The sequence below is a fragment of the Streptomyces lacaronensis genome, assembly GCF_047337785.1.
Classification (GTDB): domain Bacteria; phylum Actinomycetota; class Actinomycetes; order Streptomycetales; family Streptomycetaceae; genus Streptomyces; species Streptomyces lycopersici.
In genome coordinates this window covers 5,030,552-5,050,895 of sequence record NZ_JBLHDK010000003.1, presented here as the reverse complement: position 1 = coordinate 5,050,895, position 20,344 = coordinate 5,030,552, and the positions used below count along the sequence as shown (strand labels likewise).

The window sequence follows — 20,344 nt, the reverse complement described above, 5'->3', positions numbered from 1 at the left end:
CGTACCGCGCCGGCGCCGGGGCCCGGGTGTGCACCGGGTCGCGCCTGCGGCGGGCCTTCCCCGACCCGCCCCTTCCCACAACCGGGGCTCCGCCCCGGACCCCGCTCCTCAATCGCCGGAGGGGCTGAAATCAGCCGTCCGGGGTCCAGGGGGCGGAGGCCCATGGTTCGGGAAGGGGCGGGTAGGGGATAGCCCGCCGCAGGTGCGCTGTGGGGCCCGTGTCAGGAGGCGGTCCGCGTGCCGCGCTTGCCCGTCTGCTTCTTCGCGGTGGTCTTCTTGGCCGCGGCCTTCTTCGTCCCCGTCTGCTTCTTCCCGGCGGCCTTCCCCGCGGGCTGCTCCTCCGCGGCCTTGGCGGTCTTCGCCGTCTTCGTCCCGCCTCTCTTCGCCGCCGTCTTCTTCTCGGCCGCGGGCGCCTTCTTCGCCGACGCGGCCTTCTTCGCCGGTGCCTTCTTACGGCCGCGCAGTTCGTGGACCGTCGCCTCCGCCTCCTCCCCGGCTTCGCCCGCCGGGGCCTCCGCGGCCTCCCCGGCCCCCTCGCCCCGGGCCTCCTTGGCGCTGCGGACGCTCTCCTTCAGCGCCGCCATGAGGTCGACCACCTGCGCGCCCGCGGGCCGCTCACCGGGCTCGGCGGTGGGCGTGGCGCCGGACACCTTCGCCGCGACCAGCTCCTCCAGCGCCTCGTGGTAGTCGTCGCGCAGATCGTTCAGATCCACCTCTCCGAGCGTCTCCATCAGGGTGTCCGCGAGGTCCAGTTCCGCCGGCTTCACGGTCACCTTCTCCTTGGGGGCGACCCCCGCGGGCTCGCGTACCTCGTCCGGCCAGAGCAGCCGGTGCAGCGCGATCGTGTCGCCCACGACGCGCAGCATCCCCAGCCGCTCGCGGCCGCGGTGGGCGTATTTGGCGATGGCGACCTTCTCGCTGCGTTTGAGCGCCTCGCGCAGCAGGGTGTACGGCTTGGCCCCGGCGGCGCCGCTGGTGCCCAGGTAGTAGGCGTCGCCCATCTGGAGCGGATCGATCTCGGAGGCGGAGATGAACGCCTCGATCTCCAGGGTGTGGGTGGTGGGCAGCGGAAGCGCCGCGAGGTCCTCTTCGGTGATCGGGACCAGCGCGCCGTCCGCGTCCTCGTAGGCCCGCCCGATCTCGCTCGACTCGACCTGCTTGTCCTCGAGCTCGCAGACCTTGCGGTAGCGGATGCGGCCGTTGTCGCGGGTGTGGATCTGCCGGAACGAGATCGAGTGGTCCTCGGTGGCCGGATAGATCTTGATCGGAATGCTCACCAGGCCGAAGGAAATGTTCCCATTCCAGATAGATCGCATGCTTGATCCCTTTCGTGAGATTCTTATCGTATGTCCCCGATCGCGGAGGTGGAGGGGCGGCGGATCACGCTCAGGAACCTCGACAAGGTCATCCATCCGGCCACCGGCACCACCAAGGGCGAGCTGCTGCACTATCTGGCGTCGACCGCGGACGCGCTCCTCGGCCATCTGCGCGGGCGGCCGCTGGCGTTCCTGCGCTACCCGGACGGCCCCGACGGCCAGAAGTTCTTCACCAAGAACCCGCCTCCGGGCACGCCTTCCTGGGTGACGACGGCCGAGGTCACCCGCCATAAGGGGGAGACCGCGCGGCAGGTGGTGATCCAGGATCTGCCCTCGCTGATGTGGTCGGCCAACCTCGTGGTGGAGCTCCACACCCCGATGTGGCGGATCGACCAGGGCGTGGGCATCGCCGACCGGCTCGTCTTCGACCTCGACCCCGGGCCGCCCGCCACGATCGTGGACTGCCGCGCCGTCGCCGTATGGCTGCGCGAACGGCTGGCCGCCGACGGCCTTACGGCGTACGCGAAGACCAGTGGCTCCAAGGGGCTGCATCTGCTGGTGCCGGTGGAGCCGACCCCCTCCCGGCAGACCACCGCCTACGCCAGACGGCTGGCCCTGGAGGCCGCGAACGCCATGCCGGACCTGGTCATCCGCAAGATGACCCGCTCGCTGCGGCCCGGGAAGGTGTACGTGGACTTCAGCCAGAACGCCGCCGCGAAGACCACCGCCGCCCCGTACACCCCCCGCGCCGTCCCCGAACCGGCCGTCTCCGCGCCCGTCACCTGGGAGGAGGTCGAGGCGTGCGGCGAACCCGCGGCGCTGACCTTCCTGATCGACGACATCCCCGAGCGGCTCGACCGCCACGGGGATCTGCTCGCCCCGCTGCTGGACCCGGCGGAGGGGCGCCCGCTGCCGACGGGCGAGGCCGCCGTCGAGGACGACGCCGAGGAGGGCGAGGAGGTCGCCGAGGAGGGCGAGGACAACGGCCAGGGCGACGACGAAGGCGTGGCCGACCGATGACCTCGTCCTCCCATGAGCCGCCCCTTCAGCCACCCGTGGACGTGGCGCTGGCCCGTGTCGTCCCGATCCTGCCCACCGCACCGCCCGGACGGCGGCTGGCGTACGAGCCCAAGTTCGACGGCCATCGGCTGCTGATCTTCCGGCTGGGGGACACCGTAAGGATGCAGGCCCGCTCCGGCCGCATCATCACCCGCGCCTTCCCCGACCTGGCGGCCGCCGCGCGGCCGCTGCCGCCCGGCACGGTCCTCGACGGCGAGGTGGTGGTGTGGGCGGGCGGCCGTACGGACTTCGCCGCCGTCCAGAAGCGCGCCTTCGCCGCGTCCGAGTCACGGGCGGGGCGGCTCGCCCGGGAACTGCCCGCCTCCTACGCCGCCTTCGACCTGCTCGCGATCGGCGCGGAGGATCTGCGGCCGCATCCGTACGAACAGCGCCGCGCCCGGCTGATGGCGCTTCTCGAACCGCTCGGCCCACCGCTCCAGGCCGTGCCGATGACGACCGATCCGGAGCTCGCCGCCACCTGGTACGAGTCGCTCCTGGAGATCGGCATCGAGGGCCTGGTGATCAAGGAGCTGGACCAGCCCTACCGGCCGGGCCGCCACTGGCGGAAGGTGCGCCACTCGGAGACCCGTGACGCCGTGGTCGTCGGCGTCGTCGGCCCCCGCCTCCGCCCGCGCGCCCTCGCGCTGGTGCTCCCCGGCGACGACGTGCCCTTGATCTCCGCCCCGCTCTCCACGGCCGTCCGCGCCCAGCTCAGCACGGCCCTGCGCGACCTGCCGGACCACCGGCCCCCGCCCGCCGAACTCCCCACCGCCCTGGACCGGGTCGGCGCCGAGATCGCCTACCGCCCCGTCGCCCCGGACCTGACCGTCGAGGTCCGCCAGGAAGGCACGGTCCGCCACGCGGCGACGAGAGTCATGCGCCTCCGCATCCCCGACTGATCGCCTTCGGCCGACCCCGTGTCCTGTGTGCCCCGGCCGTGCGACGATGCGCGGATGCGGGTGACGGTCGTGGGCAGCGGTGACGCGTTCGGCTCGGGCGGGCGGTTCCAGACCTGCCTGGCGGTGGCCCCCGACCCGGCCGGGCCGCCCCACGTCCTGGTGGACTGTGGCGCGACCAGCCTGACGGCGATGCGTCAGCAGGGGATCGAGACCAACGACATCGACACGGCCCTGGTCACCCATCTGCACGGTGACCACTTCGGCGGTCTGCCGTTCCTCGTACTCGACGGGCAGTTCCGGCGCCGCACCCGTGATCTGACCGTGGTCGGCCCGCCCGGGACCGGTGACCGGCTGACGCGGGCGATGGAAGCGCTGTTCCCCGGCTCTAGCGGGGTGCGACGGCGCTTCGACGTCCATGTCGTGGAGCACGCCGACCGGAGCCCCAGGGAGCTGGGGCCCCTGCGGGCGACCCCCTTCGAGGTGCGGCACGCCTCCGGAGCTCCCGCCTACGCGCTACGGGTGGAGGGGCCGAGCGGAGCGATGGCCTACTCGGGCGACACCGAGTGGACCGACGCCCTGCTCGACGCGGCGGACGGCGTCGGGCTGTTCCTGTGCGAGGGCTACAGCCCGCGCCCCATCCGCTGGCATCTCGACCTCGACACGCTCGCGCGCCACCGTGACCGTTTCACCTGCCGACGGCTGCTGCTCACCCACCTGTCCCCGACGGCGCTGGCCGAGGATCTGAGCGGCTGGGACGTTGCCCACGACGGGCTGCGCGTCGAACTGTGACCGCCACGGCTCCCGCCGTAGCTCCTACCGCCCGGCGGGCCCACCCGCTTCTACGGATCCGGCGGGCCCACCGGATCCGGAGGCCCCGTCACCACCGCCGTCACCCGGCTGCCCGGGGGCAGTTCGCCCCGCTCCGCCAGCCCGTACACACCCCACAGCAGCTTCGCCACGTACCGCCGCTCCAGCCGGACCCCGTGCCGCGCCTCGAACTCCGCCGCGAACGCCTCCAGCTCCGCCGGGACCCGTCCGTACCCGCCGCCGTGGAAGCCGTGCTCGATCCGCCAGTCGCCGAACGGCCGCCCCCACCCCCGCTCGTGCAGCGCGGCCACCTCGCGGTCCAGGTAGCCCTCCGCCCCCTTCAGGACGGCGAACCCCACCGCCCGCGCACCAGCCGGGAGCGCGGCGGCGATCCCGGCCAGCGTGCCGCCGGTGCCCACCGCGCAGCACACCACATCGGCCGGCCCCAGGTCGGGCAGCTCCGCGACGAGCTCCGCCGCCCCGCGCGCCGCCAGGACGTTCGTACCGCCCTCCGGGAGCACGTAGGCGCGCCCCCACCGCTCCTCCAGCGCCCGCAGGGGGCCAGGGCCGTCCTCACCCAGGCCGCGCAGCGTCTCGCGGTAGGCGGAGCGGGTGACGAAGGCCAGCTCCATGCCGTGTGCCTCGGCCCGCGCCAGCGACCAGTTGCGCGGCGCGTCGGCCAGCTCATCGCCCCGGATGACCCCGACCGTCGACAGCCCGTACGCGGCGCCCGCCGCCGCCACCGCCCGGATGTGGTTGGAGTACGCCCCGCCGAACGTGAGCAGCCGGGTGTGGCCTTGCTCGACGGCCGCGCGCAGATTCGGGGTGAGCTTGCGCCACTTGTTGCCCGGTACCAGCGGGTGGATGAGGTCGTCCCGCTTCAGCCGCAGCTCCACGCCCCGGTCGGCGAGCCATGGGTCGGCCACGTCCCGCACGGGGGACGGCAGCCGGGGCCGTATCGGGGGCGCGGTGTCCAGTGGGCGTCTCACCTGTCCATTCTCGCCGCTGCCCCTCGTTGGGAGAGACAGGCGGCCGGGTCGGGCGTCAGGCCCGGTTCGAGGCGGCGCGCCTGATGCGCGTCGAGCAGCGCGTACTCGCGCCGGCCGAGCCGGTGTTTCCACCAGGTCGCCGGGGGTGAGCTCGGTGCCGGGGGCGGCCATGACCTCGCCGACCGCCGGTCCGTTCAGCGGTGCCCCGATCTCGAAGGAGGGCATCGGCACGTCGGTGTTCTCGTCCATCAGCGTGCGCGTCACGGCGGCGACGCCCATATGGGTGTTGCGCACGAGGACCTGGCCCGGTCCTGGCTCGGGGACCGGCACCTCCGCGATCTCGAAGAGGTCATCCTTGACCGGTCCCTCGGGGCGGGCCGCCAGCCGGACTTCGCGGTACGTGTGCTTCGTCATGCCCCCAACCAAGCGTGGAGCGCGGAGCAAGGTCAGCCGGACCCCGACGCGTCGGGAAACGTTGACGCGTCGGAGATTTCCGACGTAATCTCCGAGCCGTGCCCACAGACGTCTTCAGCGCGCTCGCCAACCCCGTGCGCCGCAAACTGCTCGACTGCCTCCGGGACGGCCCTCGCGCCGTCAACGACCTCGCGGGCGAGTTCGAGCTGAGCAGACCGGCGATCTCGGAACATCTCCAGGTGCTCCGGCTGGCCCGGCTCGTACGGGAGGAGCCGCGGGGGCGGCAGCGGTACTACCACCTGGAGCCGGATCCGCTCGCCGAGGTGCGGCAGTGGCTGCATCCCTTCGAGCACTACTGGCGCGCCCGGCTCCACGCGCTGCGCGACGTCCTCGACGAGGAGAACCCATGACCGAGCCCGACGCCATCCACTGCGACCAGTTCCTGCCCCACCCTCCGGCCGTCGTGTGGAAGGCCCTCACCGATCCGCGGCTGCACGCGCGGTGGTGGGCCGCGGGCGATGTGCGGGCGGAGGTCGGCCACCGCTTCACGCTCGACATGGGGCCCTGGGGAGAGCAGCCCTGCGAGGTGATCGCCGTCGAGCCGGAGCGGCTGCTGAGCTACCGGTTCGCCGGGACCACCCTCGACACCACCATCACCTGGCGCCTCGAACCGGAGGGCGCGGGCACCCGGCTCTTCCTCGAGCACGCCGGGTTCGACCTCGACTCCCCGCTGGGCAGGAAGGCGCTCGACGGGATGGGGCGCGGCTGGCCCTCGGTCCTGCGCCGGCTCGCCAAGGTCCTCGCCGAACCGGCGGGCTGATCGGCAAGCCTTACGAGAAGCGGGCTATCGCCGTCATCGTCGGCCGCAGGTTCCGTACCGCGGGCAGCCACCGCATCAGCGGCGCCAGCACCCCGTAGTAGAACCCCCGCCCGCGCGGCGGCGGCACCTCGCGCACGTCCGTGATCGCCGGATGGGCCGTCCGCACCTTCGGCAGCTCACCCGCGTCCATGCCCCACGGCATGGGCGGCGGGCTGTAGCCCCGCGCGGTGCGCATCTCGCCGCGCATCGTGCGGGCGCTGAACCACCGCGGCACCGCGTCGAAGACCAGCGCCCCGCCCCGGAACCGCTCGGCGCACCCCGCGATCAGGTCCTTCACCTCGGTGGGCCGCAGATACATCAGCAGCCCCTGCGCGGTGATCAGCACCCCGCGCGCCGGGTCGACCTCGTCCCGCCAGGACAGGTCGAGCGCCGAGCGGGCGAGGGTGCGCCGCCGCTCCTCGTCCGGCAGCAGCGCCCGCCGCACCTCGGCGGTCTCCGGCAGCTCCACGCACAGCCAGCGCGCCCGCCCGTTGTCCACCCGCCAGTACTGCGTCTCCAGACCCTCGGCGAGCGTGACGACCGTGCCGTCCGGATGCTCGTCGAGGAAGGCCCGTACGGCGGTGTCGAAGGTGCGGACCCGCAGCGCCTGGCCCTGCGCCAGCAGCGGGCTGGGCGTTCCGAAGGTCTCCTCGAAGGGGTAGTCGACGCGGTCGACCAGCTCCACGGCCTTGGGGTCGTCCAGCACGGTCCGCGCCCGGCGGGCCTCGGCGGCCCGCATATAGAGGTTCCACAGCAGGGTCTCGGGGACCTCACTCAGCTCGACGCGCCGACCGCCGTTGCCGTCCCTCGTGCCGTCCCCGGCCCCGTTCCCGGCTCTGTTCCCGGTCCTGTTCCCGTTACCGTCCGGTCCGGCGTCCGCCATGGCGTCGTCACTCCTCGCACACGCGTCCCTCGGCGTTTCCCCCATCGCCCCCACCGCTTCCATCGCGTTCCACCGCCATTCAACCTCACCCGATCCCCCATCCGGAACGGCGAACGCCCCGGCCCCCGGACGAATCCGGGACCGGGGCGTTCAGGCGGTACGGCGGTCCTTCAACCCGCCTCGGCCGGAACCGGGCCGATCGCCCGGCCCGCCCACTCGGGGGCCTTCTCGAGCAGATCAGTCAGCCGCTTCCGCACCTCATCGGGGAACGGAGCCGAGCGGCTCTCCTTCTGGTCGATGTGGAGCGCGAGCAGCTCGGTCGTGGCCACGGGGGCGCCGTCCGGCTCGCCCACATGCATCTCGTGGGTGAACCGGACCTTCTTCTCGTCCACGCCGATGACGCGCGTACGGATGGTGAGCTCGGCGCCCTCCTCGACCTCGCTCAGGTACCGGATGTGCGACTCCACGGTGTAGAGGGAGCAGCCGGTCTTGGCGCGGTAGGCGGAGTCGAGCCCGGTCTCCACCATCATCTCGTCGGTGCTGTGGCCGAAGACGAGGACGTAGAACGCCTCGCTCATATGGCCGTTGTAGTCGATCCACTCGGGACGTACGGTCTGCCGGTAGTCGGGGAGCGTGCTGCTCACTTCTCGTCTCCCATGGTGCTGGGGGTATGTGCGATGCCGTCCGTCCCCTCGGTGCGCTGCCGCGGCAGACGGCCAGTCGCCCGCAGGACGTCTATGACGCCCTGGTCCCGCTCCGCGACGAGCTGCGCGATGGTACGGCTGCCCGCCGCCTCGTCACAGCCGTCGACCATGGCCGCACGCAGCGTGTCGTCCAGCTCAGGCGCCTCGAGACGGGTCCACGGAGACTTCAACGAGGGTCCGAAGTGGTCGAGCATATGTCCCATGCCTCCGTCGCCGCCCGCCAGGGCGAACGTGAGGCACGGACCCATGAACGCCCACCGCAGCCCGGGTCCCTCGGTGATGGAGTCGTCGATCTCCTTCACCGTGGCCTCACCGTTGGCCACCATGTGCAGCGCCTCCCGCCACAGCGCCTCCTGGAGCCGGTTGGCGATGAAGCCGGGCAGCTCGCGCTCCATGGTGATGACGGACTTGCCCGCCACCTCGTAGAAGCGCGAGGCCCACTCGACCGCCGCGGCATCCGTCTGCTTCCCGCCGACGACCTCGACCAGCGGAATGAGATACGGCGGATTGAAGGGGTGGCCGACGACGAGGCGGCCGGGGCCGGCGGCCTCGGTCTGCATATCGGTCATCGGATAGCCGGAGGTGGAGGACGCGATGACGACCCCGGGCGGGGCCGCCGCGTCCAGCTGGGCCAGCAGCGACCGCTTGAGCTCCAGCTTCTCCGGGGCGCTCTCCTGGACGAACTGCGCGTCGGCCACGGCCTCCGCCAGGGTCGCGGTCACGGTCAGCCGGTCGGGGGAGGCGCCGTCGGCGAGGCCGATCTGCTCCAGGGCGGGCCAGGCGGCCGCCACGAGACGGCGCAGCTTCTCCTCGGCGTCGGGGGCCGGGTCCCAGGCGGTGACGTCGTAGCCGCGCGCCAGGAAGTGGGCGACCCAGCCGCCGCCGATGACTCCGGCGCCGACGCAGGCGACGCGGCGTACCTCTTCGGGGGTGCAGGGGGATGAGGGCATGGCGGTCCTAAGAGTGTGAGGGGGGAGGAGGAAGGGTCTGAGGGGAGAGGAGGAAGAGAGGGGAGCGGGTGGGGGGATTACGCGCGGGGCTTGAGGCCCAGCCGCTGCCGCGCCTCGTCCGGTGTGGCGACCTTCGCGCCCAGCAGCTCGGTGATCTGGACCGCGCGCTCGACGAGCTGGCCGTTGGTGGCCTTGACGCCCCGGCTGAGGTAGAGGTTGTCCTCAAGACCGACCCGCACGTTCCCGCCGAGCAGGATGGACTGCGCCACCCACGGCATCTGCATCCGGCCCAGCGCGAAGCTGGCCCACTGGGCGCCCTCGGGCAGCATGTTGACCATCGACGCGAGCACGCCCGGATCGGCCGGGGCGCCCCACGGGATGTCCATGCACAGCTGGAAGACGGTCGGGTCGTCCAGCAGCCCCTCGGCCAGCAGCTGTTTGGCGAACCACAGCTGCCCGGTGTCGAAGATCTCCAGCTCGGGGCGTACGCCCAGCTCCTGGATGCGCTTGGCGCCGGTGCGCAGCATGTCGGGGGTGGAGACGTAGAGGTTGCTGCCGTCGCCGAAGTTGAGCGAGCCGCAGTCCAGGGTGCAGATGTCGGGCAGCAGGTCCTCGACGTGGGGGAGCCGGTCAAGGCCGCTGACCAGGTCGGTGCCGGGGAGGTGGGTGAGCGGGTTCTCGGGGTCGATGACCAGGTCGCCGCCCATGCCCGCGGTGAGGTTGATGACGACGTCGGTGCCGGTCTCCTTGACCCGCTCCACGACCTCGCGGTAGAGCCGCGGATCGCGGGCGGGGGCGCCGGTCTCGGGGTCGCGTACGTGGATGTGGACCACGGCCGCCCCGGCCTCCGCGGCCTCGACGGCGGAGCGGGCTATCTGCTCGGGGGTGACGGGGGCATGGGGGCTGCGGCCCACGGTGTCACCGGCGCCGGTCAGGGCACAGGTGATGATGACGCTGTCGTTCATGGGCATGGGCTTCTCTCCCTCTCTCGCGGCGCACCGCACTCTTGCGGTGCCTCGGCTACGGTCCGGGCCGGTCGGCCGGTCCGGCCGCGTCGGCGCCGGAGCGCCGTGCGGTCAATTCGGTGTCCACGTACGCGTTGCAGGCGATGTCCATGGCCTCGGCGCTCGTACCGCCCGCACCGGGTTCGGTGGCCAGCACCTGGATGGCGAGTCCGTCGATCAGCGCGGTCAGGCGAAGCGCGCTGAACTCCGGGTCGACGGTGCGGAAGACCCCCTGCTCGATCCCGCGCCGGATCACCTCGGCCACGGTCCGCCGCCACTGCTGGTAGAAGTCGGCGTGCAGCCGCCCGATGGCCGTGGACCGCGCGGCCTCGGCCCACAGGTCCATCCACACCAGCCACTGCCGCCGCTGCCGCTCGGTGTACGGCGCCTGGAGCGCGATCAGCTGCCGCAGCTCCTCGCGCGCGTCGTCGGCCGCGGCGATCCGGGCGGCGCGGCGCGCGGTGTCCTCGTCCATGCACCAGCGCACGGCGGCCTCGAGCAGTTCGGCGCGGCCCGGGAAGTGGTAGTGGATGGTGGCGGTGCTGGTGTCGCAGGCGGCGGCGATGTCGGCGACGCGTACGGCGTGGAAGCCGCGCTCGGCGATGAGCCGGACCGTCTCCCGCACGATCTGGAGCGGCCGTCCGCTGCCGGGGGGCGCGGTGGGGGCGGGCGGCCTGGGCGCCCCCACCGCCCTGCCGACCGCACCGCCGTACGCTCCTTCGGCTCCGTCGTCCGCCGCGTCGGCCGTCGTGGTGCCCAGCAGCCATCCGGCGTCCACGTTCCCGGCGTCGGCGATCCGCGCCAGCTCGGCCACGGTGAAGCGCCGGCTCCCGCTGAGCGAACGCGAGAGCTTGGAGGGGTCCATCACGACCCGCCGAGCGAATTCGCGCTGGGTACAACCGGCCTCGCCGATCACCTGACGTACGCGTTCCGCCACGTCGAACTGTTGCCGCATGGCCGACACGGTACGGATGCGTTGAGATAACCGCAATGAATGTGATGGCAGGGCGCCCGCTTTCTACCTAAATCCGTGGGAATTTCACCCAGGAATTGCGATGCGGGCTGACTGATGCATCAGTTGTGCCCGATGATGTTCGAACACTTCCGACTATGCTCACCGGGCGTGAGAACAGGAGAGATCGGGTGACATCGGATGGGGACGGCGTACGGCTTATCGGCGGCCGCTACCAGCTGGGCAACCGGTTGGGGCGAGGCGGTATGGGCACGGTCTGGCGCGCGTACGACCAGATGCTGGAGCGCGAGGTCGCTGCCAAGGAGCTGAACGTCGCGAGCGACGACCACGAGTACCACCGACGACTGCGCCGGGCGCTGAGAGAGGCGCGTACCGTCGCCCGGGTGCGCCACCCGCATGTGGTGGGCGTCCATGACCTGGTCGAACACGACGACCGGCTGTGGATCGTGATGGAGCTGATCGACGGCCCCAACCTGGCCCGCCGGATCGCGGACGACGGCCCCCTCACCCCCAGCCACACCGCCGCCCTCGGGCTGCAGCTGCTCGGCGCGCTGGAGGCCGTGCACGCCGCCGGGGCGCTGCACCGCGACGTCAAGCCCGCGAACATCCTGCTGCGCCGGGACGGCAGCGCCGTCCTCACCGACTTCGGCATCGCCGCCCTGGAAGACGACGAGTCGCTCACCACCACCGGTGAACTCCTCGGTTCCATCGGCTACATGGCGCCCGAACGGCTGACGGCGGAGGAGGTCGGCCCGCCGTCGGACCTGTGGTCGCTGGGCGCGACCCTGTCCGCGGTCGCCTCCGGCGTCCCGCCCTTCCAGCGCTCCACGGGGGCCGCCGCGCTGCACGCGGTCACCTTCGCGGACCCGGAGATCCCGGAACGGGTCGGCGCCCTGCGGCCCGTCGTCGAGGCCCTGCTGAACAAGTCACCGGACCAGCGCCCGTCCGCGGCCACGATCGGGGCCGCGCTGCGACGCGTGGCGGACGGGGCGGAAGACCCGGGCCCACTGCCCCCGGCCGAGCCCGCGGGGACGGCAGGGACCCCGGGCGGCTTCCCGGAGAGCCCCACGGGCTTGGCGGACCCCCCGACGATGACGGCGCCCCCCACGGTGACCGGATCCCACACGCTGGCCGGAAGCCCGGCGCCGACCGCGCCTCACACCCTGGCCGGAAGCCCCACGCTGGCCGGAACCCCCACCCTGGACCGGGAACCGACCGTCGTCGACCAGGCGGCCGGATCGCCACCCCCTCGCCCCCGCGGCCGGGGCCGGGCCCGGACCTGGTGGTGGACGGCGGGCGCGGCGCTCGCGGTGGCGGCCCTCGCCACCGGGCTCTTCTTCGCCTTCGGGCCCCCGTCCGACGGCGACGACGACGCGGCGCAGCCCGGCACCCTCATCAGCAAGGTGACCGTGGACGCGGCGCGCGGCTGGCAGCCCGCGACGAGCACCCCGGTCCAGAAGGGCGACGAGGTGTCGGTCCGCTACACCAGCGGCACCTGGACCGTTGACTCCGCCAACCTCCCCCTCGTCGGCCCGGCCGGCCACACCCGCGCCGACGACGAATCCCTCAACTTCGCCTGGGAGGACTGCAAGATGAAGCCCGCCGTCCCCTTCGGCGCCCTCCTGGGCCGCTACCCGGGAAACCCCGGGAACCCCCATGCCGTAGGGCGCGCATGGCACTTCACGGCAACCCGCCAGGGCACCCTGCAACTCCGCATCAACGACGGCGAGGGCTGCCTCGACGACAACAAGGGGGCCCTCACCGTCACCGTGCAGATCACCCGCTGACCGGGCGGCGCGGCACGCCCGTGCACGCGGTTCCGCGAAAAACGTGGGCAGCATGGGCAACGCGCGGGCTTCGTCGACGCATCCTTCCGGGCGGTCCGGGCAGCAACGCCCGGGGCACCAGCACGGAAGGGGAGCGTCACGTGGATTCGGAGAAGAGGAAGAAGCCGCTCGCACGGCGACGTGTTCTGGCCCTGACGGCCGGATCCCTCATCGCCGCGGGGTGCACACAGGGCGAACGAGGTTCCGCCGACAAGACCAGTCACGCCCCCGAGGCCAGGACCCCCGCCGACGGGCCGGACGGCGCGCTGGGAGCGAATTTCAACGAGGACCCGGACAGCGTGACCTTCGGCGAACTGCGCGAGCTCTCCGCGAACTGGCTCCGGGGCTTCGTTCCGATGCCCGAGGTCACGGACGACGCCTCCCAGCAGCGCGCCATCGCGAAGCTCCTGGACGCCCATCGGCTCGGCCACAGCACGGTGCTCTCGCTGAAGTTCCCCTACAACCACCGGCCGATACCCCGACCGGGCAGCTCCGCCATGGACGCGGAACTCGCCCGAGTCGACAAGGTTCTGCACACCGTCCTCGACACCGTCGACGTCCTGGCCATCGGCAACGAACCGTTCATCGAGAGCCTTGCCCAGGACCGCCGCTCGGGCGCGCTGAACGCGTTCTATGAGCACGTCGCGGAGCACATCATCGCGTACCGGAAGAAGCACTTCGGCTCGCGCTGCCGGACCCACCTCCACATGGGGGCACTCAACTACCTCGACAAGCCGGACAAGCGGACGCGGGCCACCGACCGCTGGCTGTCCTTCACCCGCCGGACCCCGGAGATCGAGGGCGTGGACATCCACCCCCATGTGTCCGCGCCGGAGAAGGTACAGCCCTATCTCGACTACATCCTGCCCCGCCTCCGCGCCGGCCAGAAGTTCCTGGTCACCGAGTTCTCCCTGGTCCAGCTGTGGAAGCTGCACCTGAACGACACGATCCCCGCGCGCTTCGCCCGTCGCTACCGCCTTCCGCCGGACACCCCGGTGTGGAAGGTGATCAAGGAGGCCATCGAGCATCCCTTCCCCGAGGAGAAGTGGCGCGACTTCCTCGCCATGAGCCCCTGGTTCGAGGACAACAAGCACTTCCTGCGGGACCAGGTGCGCCACTTCCGCGACACCGGACGCCTCGCCGTGGCCACGTACGGAGTCACCCAAGGCGCCGCCATGACCCGGAACTTCGGCCCGGACAAGCAACCCTGGCTGTTGAACAGCCTCTACGCCAACCGCACCGTGAAGCCGTCCGACGACGGCTCACCGGCCCACAACTACGGCTTCTTCGACGACTTCCGCGCCCTCCAGCGCCCAGGCTGACGGGCATGGGGAAGGAGCCCTGACCGCCGGTGCCGCCGGAGGCTTCATGAACGCGTCGGCCGGTGTGGGCGGCCCGCCGATATCCCGGCGCCGGCAGCGCAGCCGCAGGGACGCCTGGTAGTCGGTGAACGCGGCGCTCGGATGTCGGTGGCGTCGACGGCCCTGCCGTCGGCGCGGCGGCGGCCGCGGCAAGCCCCATGACCGTGGTCCCGCGCTTCACGGACATCTCCGCACACCCCGCATTCAGGCGGGCCGTACGCGTCACGCGGGAAGCGAATCCAGCCAGTCGACCAGCAGCCGATTGATTTCCTCCGGGCGCTCCTGCTGGATCCAGTGGCCGCAGTCCTCGAGGATGTGCGAGCCGACGAGCCCGGGCAGCGTGCTCGGGTACGCCTTGATCGCGTCGCCCATCCAGGCGGTCGAGGCGTCCAGGGCGCCGCCGACGAACAGCGACGGCTGGGTGATGGGCGCGCCGTCGTACTCCGCCAGGTCCTCCCAGTCCCGGTCCATGTTCCGGTAGCGGTTCAGCCCTCCGCTCAGCCCGGTCCGCTCGAACTCACCGGCGTAGACGTCGAGGTCCCCCTCGCTCAGCCAGGCGGGCAGCCGTCCGGCGGGGAACCGTTCGCGCAGCGTACGGCCGCGCGTGACGAAGTGCGGGTCGGGCAGATCGGGTCCGGGCATGGTGTCGCCCGACAGCGCCGCGTAGATCCCCGCGAGCCAGCCGCGCGCGTCCGGCTCGATCTCCGCCTCGGCCCGGCCCGGCTCCTGGAAGTAGGAGACGTAGAACTCCTCGTCCCCGCCCATCCCGGCGAAGACCTCGGAGGGCCTGGGGCCGCCACGCGGGGCGTACGGCACGCTCAGCATCCCGACCGCCCGGAACACATCAGGGCGCAGCAGGGCGGAATTGGCGGCGATGGGCGAGCCCCAGTCGTGCCCGATCACCACGGCGGACTCCTCGCCGAGCGCCTCCACCACGGCGGCGTTGTCCGCCACCAGCTCCCGCATCCGGTACGCGTCCACCGTCGCGGGCCGGGACGAGCGCCCGTATCCACGGACATCGAGGGCGGCCACCCGGTACCCGGCCGCGGCCAGCGCGGGCAGCTGGTGGCGCCATGAGTACCAGGACTCCGGAAAGCCGTGCACGAGCAGTACCAGCGGGCCGGTGCCCCGCTCCACGAGGTGGATCCGCCCGGCGGGTGAGGGCACCAGACGGTGGGTGAGGTCGGTTGTGGGCGGTGTCTGCGGCATGGTTCCCTCCCGGGTCGCGCCGAACATTCCGTGTGGCGGCCGATGGGTCCGAGCTTGCCGTGCCGTCGGCGGCTCGGACCACACCCGTTGCCAGTTCGGCAAACCACTCCGGCCGCTCGCCGACGCACCAGATGTGCGGGTTCGCGGCATTACTTCCAGAATTGATCGCACGGTGAGTCTTCTCGTGGAGGTGAGGGCCATGGCCACGTACATCACGCTGCTGAACTGGACCGAGCAGGGAGTCCGCGCCTACAAGGACACCACCAAACGCACCGAGGACTTCGCCGCGTCGCTGAACAAGCTCGGGGCGCGGCTCGTGGACATCTACTGGACGGATGGGCCGTACGACCTCGTGTGCATCGTAGAGGCCCCGGACGACGAGACCGCGACCGCGGCGTCGCTCCAGCTCGGCGCGTTGGGCAATGTCCGCACCACGACCCTGAGGGCCTTCGGACGGGAGGACATGGGCCGCATCATCGCCAAGGTCGCCGGCTGAGGCGGTGCGCGCAGGAGGAGCGGTGCCCATGCGGAGGCCGGTCCGGGAGGGGAACCCTCCTGGTGCCCTCGGCGGCGTGGATGGTGTCCTGCGGTGGCCCGGCCCGGAAGAACGCGGGCCGGGCCACCGAACCAACCACCAGGTGGTGCTACTTCGTGGCGGGGCCGGACAGCTCCTTGCCGAACGCGGCGTCGTCCGCCGGGGAGCCGAGGTCGCCCGGTCCGATGAGGGCGGAGCCCTCGGCGGTGAGCCCGTCGGCGCCCGCGTACAGCAGGGCCACCGCGCCCGCGCCCTCGGTCCGGTTCGGGACCCCGACGGCCAGGTCGGGCTTGCCGTCGCCGTTGTAGTCGGCCGGCGAGATGGCGTCGCCGAACCAGTCGCCGCCCGTCATGTCGCCGGGGACGCCCTCGGTGTCCAGGGAGAAGGTCTGCGCGCCCGCGTCGGTCAGCCAGTCCTTGGTGCCCTTGAGTACGGTGATGGCACCGGCGTCGTTGTAGCCCCCGGGGGCCTCGGCGCCGGTGTCGCTGACGACGAGGTCGTCGTGGCCGTCGCCGTTGATGTCGGTGAGCCGGGAGGCGATGCCGTTCTGCGCCTTGCCCGTCCAGTTCACCGGATTGGCGGTGTCGAGCCCCTCGGCCGTGCCGGGGTACGTCCGCAGACGCGCGTCGTCCGGACCGTCCGTGAACCCGGTGTCCGTGACGACGTCGTCCTTGCCGTCGCCGTTGATGTCACCCACCACGGCCCGGTACGAGGCGAACGGCAGCGGTACGTCCTCGCCCAGCGATGTGCTCTTCAGCCCCGCGGACGAACCGGGCAGCACGCCGAGCGTGCCCTCGTCGGCGGGGTCGTCCTGGTAGGCGACGGTGACCAGGTCGGCGAAGCCGTCCCCGTTGATGTCGCCGGAGGACAGGTGCTCCGTGCCCGCGCCACCGCCGGGCGGGGTGACGCTGGACATCTTCGGGGTGGCCGTCTCGCGCAGGTTCGCCGCGCCGTTCACGACCTGGACCTCGGTGCCGTCGGAGATGGCGATGTCGTCGCGGCCGTCGTGGTTGTAGTCGCCCACGGCCATCCGGTCGCCGAACAGCGCGTAGGCGGTGGCCTTCGGCGCGTGGAAGGCGATGGCGTCGCTGGAGAGGCCGTCCTTCGAGCCGAAGACGACCGTGACCGAACCGGCCCGCTTGGCGTCGCCGATGGCCTCGTAGTTCGCGGCGATGATCAGGTCGCCGTACCCGTCCCCGTCCACATCGCCGCGCACCACGGCCGAGCCGAAGTGGTCCGAGGCTTCGGGCGTGCCGGGAATCCCCGGGCTGGCCTGCGACAACGTGCCGTGCCGCGCGGTGTCGACCCCGCCCTTGGCCCCGTAGGTCACCCCCACGTAGCCCGCCTTGGACTTCCCCGAAACGGTCCCGTCGGGCGCGCCCACACCGAGGTCGGCATAGCCGTCGCCGTCGATATCGCCCGGTGTGGTCTTCCCCGCCGCGGCAGTCGTGGGGGAGGGCTGCTTCTGGTCGGTCCCGTCGCCGTTCGACACCACGGCGCCGGCCCCGGCGGCCACGGCGGCGGTCACGACGGCACCCACCGCCACGCCCACCACACCTCGGGTTCTATTGCGCACAAGTCCTCCATGAGTAACGCATCGGTCGCCCTTGAGCCCCGACCGCCACCTGTCTCCCCCGGCGGCCGGATACGGAAGGGTCATGGAAGGAGAGCTGTCCTAAAGCTGAACGGTTGCACAACCGGAGGAAAACGAGACAGGGTCGTGATCAACGCGAGGGGCGCCTCAAGTTCCCTGCGGGACAGGGAACTTGAGGCCAGAGGTGGAGAAGCCGGACCCCCTTGCGAACGTCCGCCACCGTCCGTCACTGACCGTGAGCCCCCCATGTCCCCCGGCCCGCGTGCGCCCCGCCCCGCACCGTCGCAATCTGGACCCATGAGCCGTCGGCGCCCGGCGGAAGGGGACCCGTCGACCACGCCGACGGGCTCTCCCGAACCACCCGGCCCATCCCTGGAGGTCTCGCCATGTCGAGCGAAGAGCAGATGGCAGGGAGCGCCGAGAGCCAAGCGCGCTTGGCGGCGCTGAGCTCGGCGATCACCGTGCTGCAGTCGGTCAAACCGCCGTTCGTGCCGGAGGGGGCGGAGGGGATGACCATCCGCGTCGACTACCCGCCCGGCGAGCCCGGCCTCCCCCCACACCGCCACTCGGGCCCCGCCTTCGGCTACGTGCTGGAGGGCGAGATGCTCTTCGAGCTGGAAGGCGAGCCGGAGCGGGTGATCAGGGCGGGGGAGACGTTCTGGGAGCCGGGCGGCGAGGTCATCCACTACCAGGACGGAAACAACCGCACGGACGCCTGGAGCCGCTTCATCGTCACCATGTTCTGCGCCCCGGGCCGGCCCATGCTCACCCTCGTCGACGACGAGGAACTGGCCCAGCGCCAACACCTACGGGCTCCCCGCCCGGGCGCGTGATCCGCCGCTGACGCCGAATCCGGACGTGTCAGGGGTTCAGGCGGTTGCTGAGGCCGGCGGTCACGTCGGCCAGTCGGCCCATCGCGTGAGCCACCCCGAGCCCGTCCATGTAGTCCTCAGTCGGCGCGGCCGGTCGCCGCCACGGTCACGCCCAGGCCGATCATCGCGAGGCCACCCGCCCCGCCGACCATCGACAGCCGCCGGTCGGAGCGGGCGAACCAGGAACGGGCCGCGGAGGCGCCCAGGCCCCAGAGGGTGTCCGTGATCATTCCGATGGTGACCGGAACCAGGCCCAGCACCATCATCTGTAGCGGGAGGTGGCCCGCCGAGTGGTTGACGAACTGCGGCAGCACCGCCGCGAAGAAGACGATGCCCTTCGGATTCGTGACGCCGACGAAGATGCCGTCCAGGATCGTCCGCAGATCACCGCGCTGCGCACGGGCCGGGGCCTCCATGTCCGTCACGCGCATGTTCCCGCGGTGGCGGAACGCCTGCACGCCCAGATACACGAGATACGCCGCCCCTGCCAGCTTGACGCCCGTGAACACCGCCGCCGAGCTCGCCACCAGCGCGCCGAGACCCCATGCCACGGCGATCACGAGCAGATAGCAGCCGACGACGTTGCCGAGGACCGTCTCCAGGGCCGTGCGACGGCCGTACGCGAGGGCCCGGCCGACCACGAACAGCACGCTCGGCCCCGGAATTACGATCACCAGTAGCGACATCGCCGCGAACGCGAGAATGCTCTCCGTGGACACCATATGTCCGTCCCTCCTGGACCGGCTCGGTACAGGAGGCATTCAAACAGAAGGCGGAAGGTCCGCCCAGACCCATCCGTGTCCCGCTACCTCGACGGCGGCGGTGGGCTTCGGCGCCCGGAGCCCTCATTCACCCCCGCCCCGTGCCCTAATTCACCCCGGCGGCGAGTTCGCCGAAGAGGCGGTTCGCCGTGGGCGAGTTGAATTGGCGCTCCAGTTCCGCTCGGGCGATCTGCTTGCGGAATTCCCCTTCGTAGGAGGCGTCACCGGAGTTGTGCATGAGCTCGGTGATCCACGTTGCGTATGCCTGGTAGTTCCAGACATGACGCAGACAGGTCTCCGAGTAGCCGGTGAGCAGGGCGGCATCGTTCTTCTGGATCCGGGCGATGACGGCGCGGGCGAACACTTCGGCGTCATGGAGAGCGAGGTTGATTCCCTTCGCGCTCATCGGGGGGACAATGTGTGCCGCGTCTCCGAGCAGATACAGTCTGCCGTGGCTCATGGGGCTGTGGACCACACTCCGGAGCGGCAGGATTTGCTTGTGGAGGACCGGGCCGGTCGCCACGGGGACACCGAAACGAGCCTCCAGTTCGCTCCAGACGCGCTCGTCCGGCCACTGCTCAAGGGTGTCGTCCGGCGCGCACTGGAGATAGAGACGACTGGCCGTCGTGCCACGGGGGATGATTCCCGCCAGGCCGCGGGAATGGATCGCCATGGCCGCGGGGTCCGGCGCCACGTCGGCCAGGACGCTCAGCCAGGCGTACCCATAGTCGTAGGAGTACCGAGTAAGGGCGTCGGCGGGGATGGATTCCCTGCTGACCCCGTGGTAGCCGTCGCAGCCGGCGAGATAGTCGCAGTTGATGACCCGTGTCGCGCCGGAGGCGCCGGAGGCGTCCTGGTAGCGGACTCGCGGACGCGCGCCGTCGATGTCTTCGAGGGAGATGCCGACGGACTCGTAACGAAGGTCTCCGCCGTCCCGCAGGAAAGCGTCCGTGAGGTTCCGGACGAGGACCTGCTGAGGGCAGAACACCATATCGTCGAAGTCGCCGTCTTCGTCATCGAAGAGATCGTTCGTGAACCCTTCCCCGTCCATTCGGAAGCCTATCGACTCCTCCGGGGCGCCGAAACTCTCCACGACCTCTTCGAGCCCCCACGCGCGGAACATGCGCACTCCGCGGCTGTCGATGGTCCCGGCCCGCTGTCGCCGCTCGACGTATTCTCGGCTGCGCTTTTCGAGAACGACGCAGCCGATGCCGTTGCGCAACAGGAAATTGCCGAGCGTAAGTCCGGCAACCCCGGCCCCCACGATGACTACGGCGGTGTCCTCGACTGTTTCGGACATGTGTTTCCGAGCCTCCTTGAAGCTTGGGT

The 20,344-nt window shown here is 71.5% G+C and carries 20 protein-coding genes and 1 pseudogene; 9 read left to right on the top strand and 12 right to left on the bottom strand.

The window, feature by feature from the left end:
- Positions 1-221: 221 nt before the first annotated feature.
- Positions 222-1,316, bottom strand: coding sequence for a non-homologous end joining protein Ku (gene ku / locus ACMTAK_RS21500; RefSeq protein WP_413807727.1), 1,095 nt, complete (start codon positions 1,314-1,316; stop codon positions 222-224).
- A gap of 30 nt (positions 1,317-1,346) precedes the next feature.
- On the opposite strand from ku, the gene ligD reads away from it, so the two are divergent.
- From ligD to ACMTAK_RS21485, 3 genes are read left to right on the top strand one after another with little or no spacing between them, the layout of a single operon-like run.
- Positions 1,347-2,336 (top strand): non-homologous end-joining DNA ligase, encoded by a 990-nt coding sequence (ligD, locus tag ACMTAK_RS21495; RefSeq protein ID WP_413807726.1) that lies wholly within the window; start codon positions 1,347-1,349, stop codon positions 2,334-2,336.
- The gene (locus ACMTAK_RS21490) at positions 2,333-3,274 is read left to right on the top strand and encodes an ATP-dependent DNA ligase (RefSeq protein ID WP_413807725.1); all 942 of its coding nucleotides are present in this window, start codon (positions 2,333-2,335) and stop codon (positions 3,272-3,274) included. The genes ligD and ACMTAK_RS21490 overlap by 4 nt, the downstream gene beginning before the upstream one ends.
- 54 nt (positions 3,275-3,328) lie before the next feature.
- Positions 3,329-4,063: an MBL fold metallo-hydrolase gene (locus ACMTAK_RS21485; protein WP_413807724.1), complete on the top strand. Its 735-nt coding sequence runs from the start codon at positions 3,329-3,331 to the stop codon at positions 4,061-4,063.
- Between the two features lie 50 nt (positions 4,064-4,113).
- On the opposite strand, the gene ACMTAK_RS21480 is transcribed toward ACMTAK_RS21485, so the two are convergent.
- Both ACMTAK_RS21480 and ACMTAK_RS21475 read right to left on the bottom strand, forming a co-directional pair.
- Entirely contained in the window at positions 4,114-5,040 is a 927-nt protein-coding gene (locus ACMTAK_RS21480; RefSeq protein ID WP_413812961.1) for a 1-aminocyclopropane-1-carboxylate deaminase/D-cysteine desulfhydrase, read from the bottom strand.
- A 213-nt stretch (positions 5,041-5,253) separates the two neighbouring features.
- A pseudogene (locus ACMTAK_RS21475) lies at positions 5,254-5,484 on the bottom strand (NADP-dependent oxidoreductase); the annotation flags it as partial.
- Positions 5,485-5,582: 98 nt separating this feature from the next.
- Between ACMTAK_RS21475 and ACMTAK_RS21470 the strand changes: the two are divergent.
- Together ACMTAK_RS21470 and ACMTAK_RS21465 are read left to right on the top strand one after the other, a co-directional pair.
- The gene (locus ACMTAK_RS21470) at positions 5,583-5,894 is read left to right on the top strand and encodes an ArsR/SmtB family transcription factor (protein ID WP_262700443.1); all 312 of its coding nucleotides are present in this window, start codon (positions 5,583-5,585) and stop codon (positions 5,892-5,894) included.
- Positions 5,891-6,304, top strand: a complete 414-nt coding sequence (locus ACMTAK_RS21465) for an SRPBCC family protein (protein WP_413807723.1) — start codon at positions 5,891-5,893, stop codon at positions 6,302-6,304. The genes ACMTAK_RS21470 and ACMTAK_RS21465 overlap by 4 nt, the downstream gene beginning before the upstream one ends.
- A 10-nt stretch (positions 6,305-6,314) precedes the next feature.
- On the opposite strand, the gene ACMTAK_RS21460 is transcribed toward ACMTAK_RS21465, so the two are convergent.
- From ACMTAK_RS21460 to ACMTAK_RS21440, 5 genes are all read right to left on the bottom strand, one after another.
- The gene (locus ACMTAK_RS21460; protein ID WP_413807722.1) at positions 6,315-7,226 is read right to left on the bottom strand and encodes a class I SAM-dependent methyltransferase; all 912 of its coding nucleotides are present in this window, start codon (positions 7,224-7,226) and stop codon (positions 6,315-6,317) included.
- A 170-nt stretch (positions 7,227-7,396) separates the two neighbouring features.
- Positions 7,397-7,870 carry a thioesterase family protein gene (locus ACMTAK_RS21455; protein ID WP_413807721.1) on the bottom strand — a complete coding sequence of 158 codons (474 nt, stop codon included), beginning with the start codon at positions 7,868-7,870 and terminating at the stop codon, positions 7,397-7,399.
- The gene (locus ACMTAK_RS21450; protein WP_413807720.1) at positions 7,867-8,880 is read right to left on the bottom strand and encodes a 3-hydroxyacyl-CoA dehydrogenase NAD-binding domain-containing protein; all 1,014 of its coding nucleotides are present in this window, start codon (positions 8,878-8,880) and stop codon (positions 7,867-7,869) included. The genes ACMTAK_RS21455 and ACMTAK_RS21450 overlap by 4 nt, the downstream gene beginning before the upstream one ends.
- 77 nt (positions 8,881-8,957) lie before the next feature.
- Positions 8,958-9,851, bottom strand: coding sequence for a beta-keto acid cleavage family enzyme (locus ACMTAK_RS21445; RefSeq protein WP_413807719.1), 894 nt, complete (start codon positions 9,849-9,851; stop codon positions 8,958-8,960).
- 49 nt (positions 9,852-9,900) lie between these two features.
- The gene (locus ACMTAK_RS21440; protein ID WP_413807718.1) at positions 9,901-10,839 is read right to left on the bottom strand and encodes a TetR family transcriptional regulator C-terminal domain-containing protein; all 939 of its coding nucleotides are present in this window, start codon (positions 10,837-10,839) and stop codon (positions 9,901-9,903) included.
- Between the two features lie 188 nt (positions 10,840-11,027).
- Between ACMTAK_RS21440 and ACMTAK_RS21435 the strand changes: the two genes are divergently transcribed.
- Complete coding sequence (locus tag ACMTAK_RS21435; protein WP_413807717.1) at positions 11,028-12,644, top strand: serine/threonine-protein kinase; 1,617 nt, start codon at positions 11,028-11,030, stop codon at positions 12,642-12,644.
- Positions 12,645-12,784: 140 nt separating this feature from the next.
- Positions 12,785-14,005 carry a hypothetical protein gene (locus ACMTAK_RS21430; protein ID WP_413807716.1) on the top strand — a complete coding sequence of 407 codons (1,221 nt, stop codon included), beginning with the start codon at positions 12,785-12,787 and terminating at the stop codon, positions 14,003-14,005.
- A 261-nt stretch (positions 14,006-14,266) separates the two neighbouring features.
- On the opposite strand, the gene ACMTAK_RS21425 is transcribed toward ACMTAK_RS21430, so the two are convergent.
- A complete protein-coding gene (locus ACMTAK_RS21425) occupies positions 14,267-15,253 on the bottom strand; it encodes an alpha/beta fold hydrolase (protein WP_413807715.1) in 987 nt (328 codons plus the stop codon).
- Between the two features lie 199 nt (positions 15,254-15,452).
- On the opposite strand from ACMTAK_RS21425, the gene ACMTAK_RS21420 reads away from it, so the two are divergent.
- Complete coding sequence (locus tag ACMTAK_RS21420) at positions 15,453-15,749, top strand: GYD domain-containing protein (RefSeq protein WP_413807714.1); 297 nt, start codon at positions 15,453-15,455, stop codon at positions 15,747-15,749.
- 148 nt (positions 15,750-15,897) lie between these two features.
- Here the strand turns inward: ACMTAK_RS21420 and ACMTAK_RS21415 are convergent, their stop codons facing one another.
- A complete protein-coding gene (locus tag ACMTAK_RS21415) occupies positions 15,898-17,364 on the bottom strand; it encodes an FG-GAP and VCBS repeat-containing protein (RefSeq protein WP_413807713.1) in 1,467 nt (488 codons plus the stop codon).
- Between the two features lie 422 nt (positions 17,365-17,786).
- Between ACMTAK_RS21415 and ACMTAK_RS21410 the strand changes: the two genes are divergently transcribed.
- Positions 17,787-18,215 (top strand): cupin domain-containing protein, encoded by a 429-nt coding sequence (locus ACMTAK_RS21410; protein WP_413812960.1) that lies wholly within the window; start codon positions 17,787-17,789, stop codon positions 18,213-18,215.
- A gap of 116 nt (positions 18,216-18,331) precedes the next feature.
- On the opposite strand, the gene ACMTAK_RS21405 is transcribed toward ACMTAK_RS21410, so the two are convergent.
- Both ACMTAK_RS21405 and ACMTAK_RS21400 read right to left on the bottom strand, forming a co-directional pair.
- Complete coding sequence (locus ACMTAK_RS21405; RefSeq protein WP_413807712.1) at positions 18,332-18,976, bottom strand: LysE family translocator; 645 nt, start codon at positions 18,974-18,976, stop codon at positions 18,332-18,334.
- 145 nt (positions 18,977-19,121) lie between these two features.
- Positions 19,122-20,315, bottom strand: a complete 1,194-nt coding sequence (locus tag ACMTAK_RS21400) for a 4-hydroxybenzoate 3-monooxygenase (protein ID WP_413807711.1) — start codon at positions 20,313-20,315, stop codon at positions 19,122-19,124.
- Positions 20,316-20,344: the final 29 nt, after the last annotated feature.